The 16,521-nt window shown below is 38.1% G+C and carries 14 protein-coding genes; 11 read left to right on the top strand and 3 right to left on the bottom strand.

The features are described 5' to 3' along the window. Window positions 1-239 precede the first annotated feature (239 nt). Entirely contained in the window at window positions 240-587 is a 348-nt protein-coding gene (locus M3221_RS15205; RefSeq protein ID WP_251272589.1) for a hypothetical protein, read from the bottom strand. Then, window positions 571-1,359, bottom strand: a complete 789-nt coding sequence (locus M3221_RS15200; protein WP_251272588.1) for a ParA family protein — start codon at window positions 1,357-1,359, stop codon at window positions 571-573. Before M3221_RS15200 ends, M3221_RS15205 begins: the two co-directional genes overlap by 17 nt. A 1,140-nt stretch (window positions 1,360-2,499) precedes the next feature. Here M3221_RS15200 and M3221_RS15195 point away from each other — a divergent pair. Then, on the top strand, window positions 2,500-2,871 hold the full coding sequence (locus tag M3221_RS15195) for a helix-turn-helix domain-containing protein (protein ID WP_251272587.1): 372 nt from the start codon (window positions 2,500-2,502) through the stop codon (window positions 2,869-2,871). A 34-nt stretch (window positions 2,872-2,905) separates the two neighbouring features. After that, a complete protein-coding gene (locus M3221_RS15190; protein WP_251272586.1) occupies window positions 2,906-3,061 on the top strand; it encodes a hypothetical protein in 156 nt (51 codons plus the stop codon). Window positions 3,062-4,361: 1,300 nt separating this feature from the next. Here M3221_RS15190 and M3221_RS15185 read toward each other — a convergent pair. Continuing rightward, window positions 4,362-5,441: an RNA-guided endonuclease InsQ/TnpB family protein gene (locus M3221_RS15185; protein WP_251272585.1), complete on the bottom strand. Its 1,080-nt coding sequence runs from the start codon at window positions 5,439-5,441 to the stop codon at window positions 4,362-4,364. 1,618 nt (window positions 5,442-7,059) lie between these two features. Between M3221_RS15185 and M3221_RS15180 the strand changes: the two genes are divergently transcribed. From M3221_RS15180 to M3221_RS15140, 9 genes are all read left to right on the top strand, one after another. Further along, on the top strand, window positions 7,060-7,887 hold the full coding sequence (locus M3221_RS15180) for a ParA family protein (protein ID WP_251272584.1): 828 nt from the start codon (window positions 7,060-7,062) through the stop codon (window positions 7,885-7,887). Next, complete coding sequence (locus tag M3221_RS15175) at window positions 7,880-8,239, top strand: DUF5388 domain-containing protein (RefSeq protein ID WP_251272583.1); 360 nt, start codon at window positions 7,880-7,882, stop codon at window positions 8,237-8,239. Before M3221_RS15180 ends, M3221_RS15175 begins: the two co-directional genes overlap by 8 nt. Window positions 8,240-8,915: 676 nt before the next feature. Then, window positions 8,916-9,911 (top strand): helix-turn-helix domain-containing protein, encoded by a 996-nt coding sequence (locus M3221_RS15170; protein WP_251272582.1) that lies wholly within the window; start codon window positions 8,916-8,918, stop codon window positions 9,909-9,911. A 1,551-nt stretch (window positions 9,912-11,462) separates the two neighbouring features. Beyond that, a complete protein-coding gene (locus M3221_RS15165; RefSeq protein ID WP_251272581.1) occupies window positions 11,463-12,476 on the top strand; it encodes an SIS domain-containing protein in 1,014 nt (337 codons plus the stop codon). A 60-nt stretch (window positions 12,477-12,536) separates the two neighbouring features. Continuing rightward, the gene (locus tag M3221_RS15160) at window positions 12,537-13,331 is read left to right on the top strand and encodes a substrate-binding periplasmic protein (protein ID WP_251272580.1); all 795 of its coding nucleotides are present in this window, start codon (window positions 12,537-12,539) and stop codon (window positions 13,329-13,331) included. Window positions 13,332-13,420: 89 nt separating this feature from the next. Beyond that, window positions 13,421-14,095: an amino acid ABC transporter permease gene (locus tag M3221_RS15155; RefSeq protein ID WP_242234328.1), complete on the top strand. Its 675-nt coding sequence runs from the start codon at window positions 13,421-13,423 to the stop codon at window positions 14,093-14,095. After that, window positions 14,073-14,840, top strand: a complete 768-nt coding sequence (locus tag M3221_RS15150; RefSeq protein ID WP_251272579.1) for an amino acid ABC transporter ATP-binding protein — start codon at window positions 14,073-14,075, stop codon at window positions 14,838-14,840. The genes M3221_RS15155 and M3221_RS15150 overlap by 23 nt, the downstream gene beginning before the upstream one ends. Before the next feature lie 47 nt (window positions 14,841-14,887). Continuing rightward, window positions 14,888-15,724 carry a PfkB family carbohydrate kinase gene (locus M3221_RS15145; RefSeq protein ID WP_251272578.1) on the top strand — a complete coding sequence of 279 codons (837 nt, stop codon included), beginning with the start codon at window positions 14,888-14,890 and terminating at the stop codon, window positions 15,722-15,724. A 56-nt stretch (window positions 15,725-15,780) separates the two neighbouring features. Beyond that, entirely contained in the window at window positions 15,781-16,509 is a 729-nt protein-coding gene (locus M3221_RS15140) for a GntR family transcriptional regulator (RefSeq protein ID WP_251272577.1), read from the top strand. Window positions 16,510-16,521 lie beyond the last annotated feature (12 nt).

Here is a 16,521-nt window from a genome sequence, read left to right as displayed (position 1 = left end):
TACTATCTAAACCGTTCCCAAACAACAATACTTTAACGAAAATGTACAAAAATATTTATTATTTTCTTTTCTTCTTATAGAGCTAAATACAAAAAAGCTGCTCTTAAGAACAGGCAGCAGATGCTGTCTTCTCTAAAAGCAGCTTTTCATTTCTGTATATAGTTCCCCAACTTCCATATACAAATATACTTATATATTTGTATATGTGTATATGTGTATATTTATATACAAATATACTTCTACTTTAGTACGCTTTTTAAAAAATTATTGATTAATTCAGACTTGGCTCCCTTCCCGTGTTCCTTCCCAAACTTGTCCAATTTCTTTGCCACATCTTCATCAATATAAGCACTGATCTGCCGCTTAAGAACAGGCTTGGGCTTTTTAGTAACAGAATGGAGAATGTCCCCTACACTATTACTCAATGCATCTTGCTGTTTTTCTTCTCTTATTTGCTCTTTTTTCTCCATGCTGTGGATCACTTCCACCTTAGCTTCAGGCTGTTTTTCTCTCTCCGGCTGTACCCTTGCACCGGCTGTTGCAGCGACGGCTCCGAACCCTGCTAATCCTTTACCTTGCTTGCTCATTTTCTTTAATCTCCTTCCATAATTCAAAGTAGCTTTTCGCAATATCAGTGGACTTTTTTGCAAGTGTAGCCGGCACTTTTTCGTATGCTACACTGCTGGCAAATCGAATGCTTCTTGGAATATAGGAATCAAATAAATGAATCTGGCTTTCCGCGCAATATCTTCGTGTTTCCTGCATCACTTCCTGATGTAAAATCGTCTGGAAATTAACCATTGTTCCAACAACTCCAAGCACCCTCAGCTCTGGGTTAAACTGTTCTTTAAAATCATCAATGGTTCCCAACACTTTTACTAATGAACGCATGGAATAACTCTCTGGAGAAAATGGAATTAAAACCGAATCTGCAAAAGCAAATACATTTCCGACCATTAAAGAAAGAGATGGCGGCGTATCAATTAAAATATATTCATAATCATCCCGCAAAGAGCTGCATGTTTTCTGCATAATCGAGAAAGGTGCGCGATACTTTTTGCTTTTGCCAATCACCTCAAAATCAAATCCAATTAAATCGTCATTGGCTGGGAGGATATCTAAGTTTTCATAGACATTTTGAACCGCTTTTTTTGGCTCCAGCTGATTGATCAGCACATCATACAAGCTAACTTCAAACTCATCTGGATTTTTCCCAAACGACAAAGCCACATTGCTTTGATTGTCTGCATCAATGATTAACACCCGTTTCCCCTCGGCTGCCAAAACACCGGCCAGGTTTGTTGCTGTCGTCGTCTTTAAAGACCCGCCTTTATTATTGTTGACAGCAATTACTCTCATTTTCTAACCACCCTTTCTCTCTGTTTAAGCTGATTCTTTTTATATAGAAACCCACTAATATATATTCTATTAGCGATGCCTGCTCATTATTCATAGCAATAAACATTTCAACGTCAATAGCTGCTTGAAGTTTAAAAGAGAGTCGTGATCCATATGAAAGCTAATCTAGATGCCGTACAAAGCTTAAATTCCTTATTGATGGCTGTTTTCATTTTCATTTCAAACTCTTTACTTCATTTAATCTTTACATTGAGTAAGCGGTTTTATTAAAGAAGGAATTTATTTTTAGTACATTCTTTAAAAATAAAGTACGTATCTTTTTTGATACAGATATGGCAATGAACGTAGTATGACTGCTCATATTCATGTTAGTACTAATTTTAGTATTGATACTAGTACTCATATTGAAAAGTTGTTTCTGTGGAAGTCAAGTTACGTATTTAATTAGTAGAAGTATTTATATGAGAAACAATACCAATTATGCTTTTACTTTTATTTCAGTTGAGCCATTATATGAACTGTTAGTGCTTTTATGGGAGGTGAATTCCGTATTTGTTTTGTGACGCTTATTATATAGAAAGAACTCATCAGTATAAGCCTAGACATTCACCATAATATTTTCATTGTATCGAATATAACCATCCTCTTTAAGCTAATATCTTTTGGCATCTTATTGTACATGTTGATTTAATCGTATGATTATCGTTAAAAATAAAAAGAAAATAAATGATGATATGGATACTCGCTTTACCAGTCTTGATCGTGTAAATATTTTATAAGAGAGCGGAAGAACAAAGGAGAATGACGTGCAGTAAACGTACTGATAGTAACATTGATTTACTACAGAATGTTTTTCATTCATATACACATATACTAATATACAATGATACTTGTATATTAGTATATGTGTATATATGTATATCGGATTTGTGCTGAAAATAAGCTTAATGATAGGTTTGTCAGCCCCTTCTTTTCAGTATTAATATTAGTACTAATATTAATATTTAAAACAATAATAATAGAAAACAAACCATTTTAATACATGAAAAGTACACGATTTGTAAAGTATGAATTTCCTTTTTCTGAAGATGTATCGCTCGATTTAAGACCATGATTTTCGGGAGAGCTGCTCTTAGCAGTATGAAGCAAACAATTTTCCTCTATATTCGATATGATGGTTTTGAGGTGAGTGGAATGTATGATAGCGAGGTTACACAAAAAGCGATTGCTTTCGTCGAGAGAAACTTAACAGAGAATCTGCACTTGAATTTTTTTCCATTTGTAAAGGGATACTCTAAATATCATTTGCTGCGTGTCTTTAAACAAGAAACAGGTAAGTCAATTGGTGAATATATTCGCATTCGCCGGCTCGCTATGGCTGCAACGCTATTATTGCATTCTGAGAAACTCCTTATCACAATCGCTTTTTATTTCACTTTCAATCACAGGAAGCATTCACGCGAACGTTTAAAGAGGTTTACAACTTGCCTTCAGGAAAGTATCGTCAAATGATGAAAAACATATGGATCGAAGGGTGGAATAAGCGATGAGTATGACTGAATCCATTAAAGGCTGGTATTTAAGTGGTTTACCTCCCGAACCATATGACATTTCTATAGATACGAATGTTTTTCACACAGGAACTAAAGCCGGGCTACTCGCCGCAAAAAGTGAAGAATCGTATAGCAGTTTAGGACGATGACGCAAGGTTTCTAAGCCGGGCAATTTGTGGGGAAGCGTTTAAAATTGTCCTGCTATTAAAAAACAAAAAATGCCACAAAATGTGCAGCTTGGCTGCGGGTAGACAATGCAGACGATGACACACTACAATTTGATAATATGAGCGATTGCCCAATTGAAGGAACAACTGACTGAAATCATTATTCTGTCGTATTGGATGTTCCTGAACAAAGCGCCTCGATTTTCTTCGGTGTTTTACTCATTGGAGAAGGAAGAGTATGGGCACATGGGTTTTGTTTAGAGGAAGTAGACAAAAAAGTACCTCTAACCAATATGCTGGGCATTGAAAAGCTCTTCAAGCAGCCAAGCAACTTGGATTTTAGCGAATAACAAACCTTCTTACTTTTTCTCACTGCTTCCTATTCGCTCTACGTTCATTACGTTCACCACATAATAGAAGAAACACGATAAAAGATTGTTTCAAAAACAAACTATAGAGGAGATAAAAAGAGTTCGTTTTACTTGTTCTTTAAGTAAAAGGGAGGCTTTTTTTATATTCTATTGAAGGCTGCCCAATTGATTTAACTTTTGCTTGAGTGATATAAAAGACTGTAAGCTCTTCTCATCACGATAACTGAGGTATATTGAGTGGTGAGAGAGAAGGAACAATCCCCTTGCTTTAAAAACTTATCACTTCCTAAACATGGTTATGAACGGAGAGGCCTTCCGGGGAAGAAATTAAAATGTTTTAGAACTGTGGCCTGTATAAAATGTTTTCCTTCAGGAGATAAATAGAGTAGGTACGGATATAATGTATACTTATAGATATGTATATGTGTATACTCATTTACAGATATACTCATATACACAAATACATATATACTTGTATATTTGTAATTTGCTTAGCTTATGATTAAGATGAACCTTCTTTATTACCTGCATAAAGAATAGTTCATTTCACAAGCAGAAATTGATTTTCCTCTTAAGCGGTTTTAAGATCCTTGCCAGCAGTTCACCTCTCTATACTGTTTTTCAGTTTTACTCCTTACTCTCCTCATGTTTCTTTTTCCCAGTGAACAAAAGTATATTTCTTAGCCTTTAAACAGGACCCTGCTTGTTGACACTCCCACGGCTAAAGCCGCAAGCCCTTCACCTTGCGGTGAGACGGGTGGGATTCTGAAGTGCGAACGCGTTCCCAGTCCATTTCTGTTTAGAACTCGCCTTCAGTTAAGGGCGGTGTCATCAGCCCATCCTGCTTCGTTTTATATGCCTTCGGCATACATGTACCTTACAGGCGGTCCTGCTGTTACCACAGGACTAGGTTAAGCTGCTTGCTTGTTTTTCTTTTTTGAAAGGCCGCTGATGGCTTTCGAAATATTAATGGCGGCATTCGCATCGGCATGAAGTGTATATTGGCATTTGACACACGCAAACGTGTGTTTTTTTCGATTCTTTTTGTCTACATGGCCACATTTACATGTTTGAGAGGTATGATGTGGATTCACATATTCAACTTGAATCCCTGCCATTTTGGCTTTGTATTCAATAAACTGCTGAAGCTGATAATGTGCCCAGAAGTGCAGATTTCTGCCTGCGTCTTTTTTTGATTTGGCTTTACGGCGAATGCCTGTCAAATCTTCCATTCGAATGCAGCGAACACCGTTCTCTGCAGCGAAATGAACGATTTGCCGGCTTATTTTATGGTTCAGATTTTTCATCCATTGGGACTCTTTATTTTTGAAGGCTTTAATAACAGAAAGAAGCTTATTTTTTCCTAAGGTTTTTCTCCTCAAAGAAAATCTTCTTCGAATAAAAGCAGCCTCGTTTCCTTTGAAAAACAATGAATTTGTCCCTATTGAAGCAACAGCTAAATAATTTAGCCCTACGTCTACACCCATTACTTTAGAAGAAAGGGAAACGACCTTCGGTTCAAAGGAAACCGCCACAGACATATACCATTTCCCTTTTTTCTCATAAAGCTCGCCGGCACCTAGTTTTGCTTCGCCGGACAATATCTTATCAAGCCAATGCTGCTGATAGAGCTCAGCCACAACTGGAACACTGACTCGTTTCTCTAATGTAGGAAAGGAGAGTTTGTATAAGTTGTTTTCTTTTTCAACTTTTAAATTTTGGTTGTTAAAGGTACACCAAAAACGGCGAAAAGCTTTTGCTTTTTGATTTTTCTTTTGTGATTTTACTTCCCGGATGGTTTGGTTGACAATGGCCGAAGGCAATTTGTCCGTAGAAAAAAGTTTGTAGACCTTCGAAGTGGCTTTTGAAAGTTCATCATACTGAAGAAGCCAATTGGAAAATCCGGTGTTTAATTCGGTCATTTTGCAGTATATCTGTTCTTTTGCATGGGTTGGCTTCATTAGTTCCAGCTTTAAAGAAATGGTTTCCACTTCGTTCCTCCTTTCCAAAAGATTGGGTTGTATCAATTATAACAAACAAGCGTTTGGTATACAAGAGAGATAAACTAAAAGAAAAAAGTCGAACCTTTGACATGTCTGAAGACATGCCCGGTTCGACCTCGCTATCATCCCACACCTGAAGGAGTGGGCTTTCCCGCTCGTAAGGTCTGTAAAGAAACAAATGGCCCCATAAGGCGTATGATCGTCTTCTTTACCCCGTTAGCTTTTTATGAAAGGGAAGGGGAGCAAGCAGCCTGGTAACAGGCCAGGAACATATAGAAAGACTCACATGAACGTGAGTTAAGCTGAATGTTGAAACATACTACCGCAATATCAAAGAACTAACTACGTAATCTTTTCTATTTATTTGCTGATAAGGCTGTTGGTTGTAAGCAAAGTAAAAGATCCGGCCCGTATTTACTTTCCTTTCAAGCGTGTATATCCATATACAAATAGATCAGTATACTCATATACATGTATATGGATATACATGTATACTTGCATATTCGCGAAGCTTCTATGGTTAGGCTGTTATTTTTATTTTTGTCTGCCTCTCTTTATTAAATGCCTTACATTCATAAAGACTTTTTCCAGCTCAAAGAAATAAAGATATCTGGCAAGTGGAGTTTACTGGTTCTCTACTATATTTTTCAGTTTGGTTCTTGTATAAGAATGTCTGACATGCGATATAAATGTTTAAACTGTTCTACTTGATCTTGCTTATTACTTCCTTAGTGATTCGCTTTTATCCATTAAAGAAGAGAGCAGAAGGAACAAAAAGTAGAATTCAATGTATATTCGTATGTGCATATACATATATATTTGTATATCCATCTATGTGTATACCTATTTACTTTGCCCAAGGGAATAAGGGATTTCTTTTCCGTCTCCCCACAAAAGTGATTGTACAAGGCCATGCTTAAAGAAAAGGATAAAGGATTGATCCAGCTTTATTTAATAAGAGTCACTTAATCTATCTACAAATAAACATGTATATGCGTATACAAATATATGAGTATACTTGTATACTCGGTATTTCTAAGCTTACTATGAAGTTTGGCAAAAAGTTTTATTCCCGCTTCTCCTCTTAACACTTCCAGATTCATACTCTTATATAAAGTATTTAACGCAGTAAGTAACTGGTTACGCCTTTCCTGCTCAGGCAGTTGTTTTTAACAATCATTTTGGCAGCCAGCTTTCTTACAAAAACAGATCCAATCATTCGACTCAAACTTTTTTAACACGTATTTAAAGAGAGGGGAGACGACACCTTGCTATTACTTGTATATGAGCCATGCTAACTTTACCTAGATTTTAATGACATAGGAACATAAAAGTCAGACTAGCAGTCGTTTATAATTACATTATAGAAGAGAACCTTACTCATTTCTTCATTCAAAATACGTATACAAGTAGATGGATATACGAGTATATTTGTATTTTTGTATATGAATATATTTGTAGATATGTATATTTGGCTTTTTTGCAGCCCGCTTACTATAAAAAAACTCAATTATAACAAGACTTAGCAATAGAAAAGTGATATGATGATTTTAACTATAACAAATGTCTACATGTATATTGTAGATAAAAAGGGAGAGTGCCTACAATGTCGAGACCATGTACTGTCGTTACTTTTGGAAATTTTAAAGGTGGGACGGGCAAAACAACGAACAGCACGATGATTGCTTACACACTATCAAACATGGGATATAAAGTTTTACTCAGCGACCAGGATCCCCAAGCGAATGCAACGAGCCTTTATTTGCGTACAAAAGCACTTATATCGGATGAAATTGTTTCTTTTGACCGGACTCTTATGACAGCTATTCAAGCAGAAGACTTATCTAGTATTGTGACAGAAGTAAAGGAAAATCTATATTTGCTGCCAAGCTTCAGTGACTTTGCTCTTTATCCAAAGTTTCTGGAAAAGAAATTCCCTAATAATTTAGACCGTGTACAATACTTTTCTACATTATTAGAACCATTAAAGAAAGATTTTGATTTTATCTTTATTGATGTACCGCCAACGATCTCTGATATTACGGATTCGGCTCTTTATGCTTCTGATTTTGTAGTCGTCGTTCTTCAAACCCAGGAGCGCAGCTTACAGGGTGCTGAAATGTTTACAAAATATCTACAATCATTGATTGATGACTACGATGCACATATGGATATCCTGGGTATCCTGCCTGTTTTATTGAAAAACGGCGCGCCTGTGGATATTGCTACACTTGAAAACGCAAAAGAGATTTTTGGTGAGCACAACATTTTTGAAACGCTCGTAAAAAATATGGAACGCTTGAAACGCTACGATATTACCGGGATTTCAGATGAAGACATGCACGACAAAAAAGTCATGAAAAGCTATCGCGAAGTAACAGAAGAATTTCTTAAGCGCTGGGAACAAGAAGTAGGAGTGACTAATAATGTCTGATTTATTAAAGAAGAAACCCAATAAGCTCTTAAACAGAGGCAAGCAAATTACGCCTAATACGACTTTTTCTCTTGATAATGATAGTTTTAATAAACCTAGCATCGCTACAGACACAACACCGCCAGAAAAGAAAGAAACGCAGACAAAAAGAGTGCAGCCGGGAACGACAACAGTTCGGGTTAGTACGACAACAAAAGAAAAGCTGAACGGCCTAGTTACATTAGGGATTGCAGAAAGCGTCGACAGTCTATTGGAGATCTTAGTAGAAGAATACCAGTCGAACTACCTTACTAAAGAACAAAAGAAACAGTATTCTTTAATACTCGACATCTATGCCAGCCGGAAAAAATAAAAGATACCCCCAATTATCTGGGGGTATCTTTTATTTTTTTCATCAAAACCGCCCAAAAAAGGCTCTTTTTTTATCCACAAGTGAATAAAAATAAAACGGTAGATTTATAGATGTGTGGATAAGTAGATTTATCTACTTATACTTTTGTATACTTATCTACAATGTTAAAAGGTGAACAAAGTTATCCACAGTAAAAAACCCTATTGTACCAAGGGTTGAAGCGTCTTAATGTATACATGTATACATTTTTCAATCATTCTATTTTATATACATAGTTACTCATATACATGTATTTGCATATACATATCTACCATATTGCAAAACCGCCCAAAACCCTATTGCAGTGCGGGTTTTTATTGTTTACAATTTGAAATATCAACAGTTGTCCACAACCAAACAATAAAATGGGCAGCAGAGAATCTACAAAAATGAAAACTAAAAAATAAAAAGGCAAAAGCGTGTTGCAAAGATGCTACCAACATCTTTACAACCATTCACCGTGAACCACCCACGGTAAACACCTGCTTTTACCTTCTTGAATACCTCTATTTATATGTTTATTTTACGATAAATAGATGGTATTTTCAAGAGGTATCTTTCTGTTGCAGATCGACGGCGTGTTTACCGATAAACGGTAAATGCGCCTTTTTGTTTTCTGGAAACGGAGGCAAATAGCATGACTGCAAGTGTAGTAATTTCAGTTAGTGAATTTAAAGAGATGAACGATTATGTTCCTTTCGCTAAAACACATCAGGAACAGCAGGATATGAAGTTAACACTTTTAAAAACGGTTGAAGCCATCTATGGTGATCGGTATTACCGCTTAAAAGAAGGGACCAGAAAAGCGATCGATATGATGTGCTGGTTTGCAGCAGAGAAAGGCTTCTTTTTTGCCAGCGATGACTACCTGGCCGCTCGGTATGGCGTTACGGATAAAACAGTCCGTAATATTTCGAAAAAACTTCGGGATCATGGTGTGATTCAAACGATTTACCGGCGTTCCAGCACACAAAACGGTCTTAGTGCACCCATTCATTTATTCACAGCTCATCCTTATTTCGATCACTGGAAACAAGTTCTTCAGCTGTCAGATTTCCAAGCTGATTTCCAAGCTGAAAACGCTGAAATCCCTTGTGAGAGTAAGGCTGAACAGCCAAAAAAAGTTTCTACCAAGTATTTATCTTTTAATAAAAATCTTTTAAAGATCTTACGTAAGGAAAATCGTCTCGGTTACACCTTTACACCGAAAAACGTTCCACAAACATTCATCAAAGCTGTAAAACCATTTTTTGATGAAGCAGAGGACATCTATCATTTGTGGGGCAAAGCCATACTTGCTTATAAGAAGTTTAATCTTTCTCAAGTGCTTGAGTCTTACGAAGAAATGGTAATTGAAGCATTTAAACAATCCGTATTCGCTCATAAGCAAAGAAAAATTAGAAAAGATTTTAATGGTTATTTCTATGGTACGCTCGTGCGCATGTTTACGTACAAAAAACGCGAAGAAACGTTCACTAGTCATCCGACGATTTTTAACTGGCTGGAAGAACAGGAAGAAAGCACAATTCCTCCTAAGGAAGTCAGCAGACAAAGCTGGCAGGAACAAATTAATCAGTTAATGCAAAAAGAAGATCAGCGTATTCAATTTCATCCAGACGAAATTCCTTATTAACAGCAGAGTATAGAAATTAACTATTTGCTTTTATAATGGTTTCTTAACAGAGAAAATATGTTTGCATATGAAGTGGTTCGTGGCTGCATGTTTACGAGAAAAGCATATGGTTATTTACAGCTGCTCATTTTAATCGTGAAACGAGAGTAAAAGTGGCTGCTTTTCAATAGGATGCTGGCTTTTACAAGAAGTATAGAACGGTTTTGTGTCTGTAGTAGAGTAGTGCACGCTTGTTTTCTTTGGAGAAAACGAGGATATAGCCGTGTTTCATAAACAATGTAATAAAAAAGCGTCATTTTATTATGGCCTACTGTGAAGCAGGTTTATTAAGGGTGCAAATAAGATAGGAACCCATCATGTTTTTTTGATGAGAAAAATACAGTTTTTTAAATAGTTACTTTATTTAGAATACAATATTTTACTGTTATTTTTCAACTAAAAATTCTGCATTTATGTTTAAAATTTAATGACAAAAGCAGAAGGACGCGTCAGACCAGCTATTTTTTGAAACAAGCTGAATTTAGCCTGCTTAATAAAGAAATGATGATTCTTAAAATGCCCCCCTTTGACTACAAACATAGGGGAAAGTATTACGCAACAAGATATGGCGCGGACCTTGTTTGTTGTACTTAAGTATAAAGTCAAAGCCAGGCTGTAGGTGCAGAGCGTCGTATTTACCAGGTTCTTTATCCACAAAGAGCGAAGAAGACCCTTACTTAAGGCCGCACTGTAAAATGGGATAGTATGCGCATGTAAGAAATCGTTCTGCTTCTTTTTTTATATTCAATAGCAAGAGAATAATTCCGTTTTCCAATAAAGTTTAAACAGTTTATTGACGTATGGACACCATGGTGTGCTAATCGTGACAAATAGTTTTTGATTTTCTCTCGTTTAGAAAATATCTGATCGTCCGCTTTTTGTTCCTTCAATCGTTCGAGACGAGGGGAGATAGAGGAGTTAAGCAGCATTCTATTTTTAAAAAAGAGACGATTACTATTCCGTTCGTATAAGAAAGTTCCTGCATTAAATCTACATAATCAGAAAAGCAGAGCAGCCATGATTGCATGCCAAGAATACAGGTATCCGCAGCAGGTCGTTTCTCCATAGCAGCTTAAGAGCGATTCAGTCCTTTATCCAGGCGGATCCTCCCGTTTTCTATTCGATAATATACAATGATACATATATACTCATTTACAAGTATTCTTGTATATAAGTATTCATGTATATAAGTATATGTGTAATTTTGTATATATGTATATTGATATACATATATACGTGATATGTGCTATTTCCTTTTTCCTTTACACAAAAAAATATTGCAAAAAAGAAAGCGCTTTAATATAATGTGTTCAACACCAAGTCCTTTAAACAGTTTTGAGTTTTCAGAAATAACGTCAGTAAATCTGACAAATTCATTGTGCACACTTATCGACCTCTGCATAATGAAGGTATTCCTTAAAAAAACAGAAGCAAAGAATTTCAAATGGGAATTGTGGTATATACCAAAATAGATTTTCTGGTATATACCAAAAAATAAAAGGAGTGGATCATATGTTGAATTTCAGTCAAGAAAGGTACTTAAAGGTTACGGAAGGAGCGCTTTCCTTAAGAAGCCAGATTGAGCAGGCTGCTGATGGGATTTCAAAAAAAGGTTTTAAAAACATTTTTCTTCTTGGATCAGGCGGATCCATTGCTATCATGTATCCTTTTGAATACATGCTCAACTCACTTTCAACGATTCCTTCTTATGCTGAAATTGCGTCAGAATTCATGCTTCAAAACCATAAACAATTTACAAAAGAGTCGCTCGTTATTTTATCTTCTTTATCTGGTACAACAGAAGAAACCGTAGCCGCTGCGGAATATTGTAAACAGCATGGGGTAACCTCTATTGGGTTAGTCGGTGAAATGGGAACACCGCTTGCCGGCCTTGTGGATTATCCAATTGCCAACTATGCAGAAAATGATTTTGCTGCCGATTCAATTAATTTACAAATGTATATGCTTGTTTTTCGTCTTATTCATAATCATGGTGAATTTGAGCAGTATGAGACATTTATCGATCAGCTTCAAACCATTCCACAGCAGCTGATTAAAGTAAAAGAATTAACAGATCCTAAAGCAGCAGACTTTGCAGCTCGTTATAAAAATGAAGACTATCATATGCTCGTTGGATCGGGTACTGCCTGGGGCCGTACATATGCTTATGCGATGTGCGTGCTGGAGGAAATGCAGTGGATTCGCACAAAGTCCATTCATGCCGCTGAATTTTTCCATGGCACAATCGAATTAGTAGAAGAAGACTTAAGTATGATTCTCTTGAAATGTGAAGATGAAACACGCCCATTAATGGAGCGCGTGGAGCGGTTTGCGGAGAAATATACAAAGAAGCTGAGCATTTTTGATACAGCTGATTACCCGCTGGATGGAATCAGCCAGGAATTTAGAAAATATTTAGCTCCGCTCGTATTGGCCACCGCTTTGCAGCGAGTCAGCATTCATTTAGAAGAGCAAAGAGGGCATTCGTTAGAAACACGCCGCTATTATCGTACGGTAGCGTATTAAACACTTTCCCACTTTGGTCTATACCAAAGTGGGAGATATAAATGTAGAGGAGGATGGAAAATGAAAAAGGTACGTTTGGCTTCTTTACTATTGATGGTCGGGATGCTCTCCGCCTGCGGAAATACGGAAGAAAAAGCAGAGCAAGCATCAGCGAGCGGTGATACGCTGAAAGTTATTACAACAGCCGGCGGATATCCGTTTAATGCAACAAACCCAAGCACGAATGAGATAGAAGGGTTTATGATTGACATTGCCAAGGAAGCAACAAAGCGGGCTGATATGGACATGGAAATTGTAACAGGCGAATGGAATTCACTCATTCCTTCTCTGCAATCAGGCAAAGCGGATGTGATTGTGGATGGCATGTATATTACCGATGAACGAAAAAAAGAAATTAACTTCACCGATCCGGTTTTTGGATTTGGAGAAGGGCTGATTGTTCAAGAAGGCGACAAAACCACTGCTTCTCTTGAAGACTTAAAAGATAAAACGATCGGTGTTCAAATGGGCACATCGTTTAAAGACATGCTGGAAGAACAAAGCCCGGAATTGAATCTCGAAGTTAAAACCTACCAAACATTGGCTGATTTGCTGAAAGATATTGAATCGAAACGTATTGATGCCGCTCTTGCTGATAAACCGGCTTTTACGTACATGAAAAGCCAAAATCCAAACATGACCTATCGCATTGTAGACGAGTATGTACCTTCTTTATCTGGTGAAATCGGGCTAGGCGTGGCAAAAGAGAATACCGCTCTTGTTGAAAAGCTGAATACATCTATTGCAGAGATGAAAGAAGATGGAACGCTGACCTCCATCTATGAAAAATGGGGAGTAGAATGGGAGCAGCCGTAAGTATAGCAAAATGGGTATTGAGCAGGAAAATCCTTTCTGTCATCAGGAAGGGTTCTGCCTGCTGTAATCTATAAAAGGAGCGGATAGATATGCAGGAAATCTGGTCAAATATTGTTCTTTTTAGCCCCAGACTGCTTGAGGGCACCCTGATTACAATTCAGTTAACAGCCATCTCTTTAATTTTTTCCTTGATCATCGGACTTGCCGTTGCATTAGGTAAAATCACACATAACAAAACCATCAACCGAATTTGCAATTTCTATATTAGTATTGTCCGCGGCACACCTCTTCTTGTCCAACTGCTTTATGTGTACTTTGTTTTTCCGGATATCGGCATATCCTTAACTGCTTTTCAAGCGGCAATTGTCGCTCTTTCTATTAATGAAAGTGCGTATTTAGCTGAAACATTTCGAGCGGGCATCAAATCAATTCCAAAAGGACAAATGGAAGCTGCCCAGGCAATTGGGATGGACTACTCCCTGGCTATGCGCCGGATCATTCTGCCACAGGCCATTCGAAATGTGATTCCGGCGATTGGAAATTCGGCCATTGTGTTAATTAAAAACTCTTCTCTTGCTGCGGTTATCACAGTGACGGAACTGATGCATAATGGAAACCTGCTGGCTGCTTCTACGTATCAAAACATTCAAATCTTTACGATGGTCGCTATTGTGTACTGGGTTCTTCACTATCCATTGTCTTTGTTTGTGGATTATTTAGAAAAGAGAGGGGCGGCTCACCATGTTACAAGTAACCAACATTAATAAATCTTTTCATGGCAAAGAAGTGATTAAAGGCATTGATCTCTCTATTCAAAAAGGAGAGGTCGTCGTGATTATTGGGCCGAGCGGAAGCGGAAAAAGTACGTTTTTGCGTATGATGAATGCGCTGGAATTTCCGACAGAAGGAGACGTATTGCTTGAAGGCGAATCGATTCTGTATCGAACCGTTGGAAACAAAAAAGTACCAAGAAAAGAAAAAGAGCTAAGCAAATTTCGGGCAGAAGTAGGCATGGTATTTCAAGGATTTCATTTGTTTGCTCATAAAACCGTATTAGAAAATATCATTGAAGGGCCTATGCGCGTACGCAAAGTCAACAAAGAAACGGCTATCTTAGAAGCGGAACGTCTTTTACAAAAAGTAGGGCTGGCGGATAAACGTGATCAATACCCCCATGCTCTTTCGGGCGGACAGCAGCAGCGTATTGCCATCGCAAGGGCCCTTGCCATGAAACCGAAAATCCTTCTTTTTGATGAGCCAACTTCCGCTTTGGACCCTGAATTGGTCGGCGAAGTGCTGCTGGTAATGAAAGAACTGGCGAATGAAGGAATGACCATGGCCGTTGTGACACATGAAATGGGCTTTGCACGAGAAGTGGGCGACCGGATTATTTTTATTGACCAGGGCGTCATCGTACAGGATGAATCGGCCCATCATTTTTTCCATATCAATAACAACAATGACCGGATTAAGCGGTTTTTAAATACCATTTCCAGAAATGTTGTGTAACATTTTATAGCTGTTTAAATGAATGATTAAAAAAAGAGGTGCTGAACATGAAAATTATTGGAGTGGGCGATAACGTTGTCGATTATTACAAAGACCGCGAGGAAATTTTCCCTGGAGGCAATGCAGTGAATGTAGCTGTGCTGGCCAAGAGATACGGAGCCAGCGCTGCTTCCTATATGGGGATTGTCGGAAATGACCGCTCCGCGGCACATTTATTGGAGAGCTTAACAGCAGAAAACATTGATATCTCGACCGTCCGGCAGGTATGTGGACCAAATGGCGAATCCGTTATTGCGTTAACAGAAGAGCTAGACCGTGTATTTGTCGGATCGAATAAGGGAGGCGTTCAGTCATCGGTCAGACTGAATTTTAATGAACAGGATCTTGCCTACATTGCGCAGCATGATATTCTGCATAGCAGTATGTATAGTGATACAGAAACCGATATTGCTTTACTATCCCGGCACATTCCGGTTTCGTTTGATTTTTCATTTAAATATGAAGAAGACTACCTGCAGCTTCTCTGCCCGCATGTAACCTACGCGTTTTTTTCGGGGAGTGAGCTGACAGAAGAAGAAGGCATTTGTCTGCTTCACCGGGCAAACGAGTTAGGCGCAGCTGTTTGTGTTATGACAAGAGGAGAAAAAGGAGCGATCGCTTTGGCAAATGGAAAGCTTTACAAGCAAGGAATCGTTCCAGCAGCTGTTGTCGATACACTCGGAGCAGGCGATTCTTTTATTGCCATGACATTGGTTGACTATTATGAGAAGCGGGATATGGCCTCCGCTTTACAAAAAGCCGCTCAAGCTGCAGCCGCCACTTGTGAATTCTATGGCGCTTTCGGATATGGCGTTCCTAAAAAAGAAGCAGAAAATATTTTATAAAAGTACACATGCTGTGAGTAGAATGCAAAGCCGTGCTTTCGTGAAAGGAGGACATCATGAAAAGCGAGGGAGCAGACATTCCTTATTACCAGCAGTTAAAAAAAATCTTTATTAACCATATTAAAAACGGGAAATTGAGCTACGGAGATAAAATTCCTTCTGAAAGAGAGCTCGCAGATATCTATCAAGTAAGCCGGATGACAGCCCGGCATGCGGTTATGATGCTTGAAAGGGAAGGCTTTGTAGAAAGAAGGGTAGGGGCTGGAACTTTTATTACAAATGAACGAATCCGGTGGAACACCGTTACCGTTAACAGCTTTACAAAAGGCATGCAGGATAAAGGACGGGCTCCCTCCACCAGAACATTAATCATGGAGGAAAGAGAAGCAGACGCACAGACGGCAGAGCAATTAAAAGTGTCAGAAGGTGAGCGGCTTTTTTACTTGAAACGGCTTCGCAAAGTGGACAATATTCCGTTAGCCATTGAAGTCAGCCAAATTCCTTATCGATACTGCCCTCAAATTGAACATTATATGGAAGATAATGTTTCTCTCTATCATGTACTCCATCAATATTTTGATATCCAGCTTATCCGCCAAAAACAGTATATGAAAATATCTTTGGCTTCCCAGTCTGAAAGTACATTGTTGGGAGTTCCTGATTTAAGTCCTTGTATATCCATAGAAGGGCAGGCATTTGCGGAATCAGGTCAACCGATTGAAGTTTCACAAACGCTTGCAAGAGGAGACTTAGTGGAATTTTACTCGGAACCTTCAAACCCATAAGGAAGTGTAAAT

The organism is Domibacillus indicus, from assembly GCF_023715895.1.
In the GTDB taxonomy this organism is placed as follows: Bacteria; Bacillota; Bacilli; order Bacillales; family Domibacillaceae; genus Domibacillus; species Domibacillus indicus_A.
This window is presented reverse-complemented; position numbering and strand designations above follow the sequence as displayed.

Coding starts and splice junctions, on each gene's coding strand:
- M3221_RS15205 (WP_251272589.1), bottom strand. CDS start 587: ATGAGCAAGCAAGGTAAAGGATTAGCAGGGTTCGGAGCCGTCGCTGCA.
- M3221_RS15200 (WP_251272588.1), bottom strand. CDS start 1,359: ATGAGAGTAATTGCTGTCAACAATAATAAAGGCGGGTCTTTAAAGACG.
- M3221_RS15195 (WP_251272587.1), top strand. CDS start 2,500: ATGAAGCAAACAATTTTCCTCTATATTCGATATGATGGTTTTGAGGTG.
- M3221_RS15190 (WP_251272586.1), top strand. CDS start 2,906: ATGAGTATGACTGAATCCATTAAAGGCTGGTATTTAAGTGGTTTACCT.
- M3221_RS15180 (WP_251272584.1), top strand. CDS start 7,060: ATGTCGAGACCATGTACTGTCGTTACTTTTGGAAATTTTAAAGGTGGG.
- M3221_RS15175 (WP_251272583.1), top strand. CDS start 7,880: ATGTCTGATTTATTAAAGAAGAAACCCAATAAGCTCTTAAACAGAGGC.
- M3221_RS15170 (WP_251272582.1), top strand. CDS start 8,916: ATGACTGCAAGTGTAGTAATTTCAGTTAGTGAATTTAAAGAGATGAAC.
- M3221_RS15165 (WP_251272581.1), top strand. CDS start 11,463: ATGTTGAATTTCAGTCAAGAAAGGTACTTAAAGGTTACGGAAGGAGCG.
- M3221_RS15160 (WP_251272580.1), top strand. CDS start 12,537: ATGAAAAAGGTACGTTTGGCTTCTTTACTATTGATGGTCGGGATGCTC.
- M3221_RS15155 (WP_242234328.1), top strand. CDS start 13,421: ATGCAGGAAATCTGGTCAAATATTGTTCTTTTTAGCCCCAGACTGCTT.
- M3221_RS15150 (WP_251272579.1), top strand. CDS start 14,073: ATGTTACAAGTAACCAACATTAATAAATCTTTTCATGGCAAAGAAGTG.
- M3221_RS15145 (WP_251272578.1), top strand. CDS start 14,888: ATGAAAATTATTGGAGTGGGCGATAACGTTGTCGATTATTACAAAGAC.
- M3221_RS15140 (WP_251272577.1), top strand. CDS start 15,781: ATGAAAAGCGAGGGAGCAGACATTCCTTATTACCAGCAGTTAAAAAAA.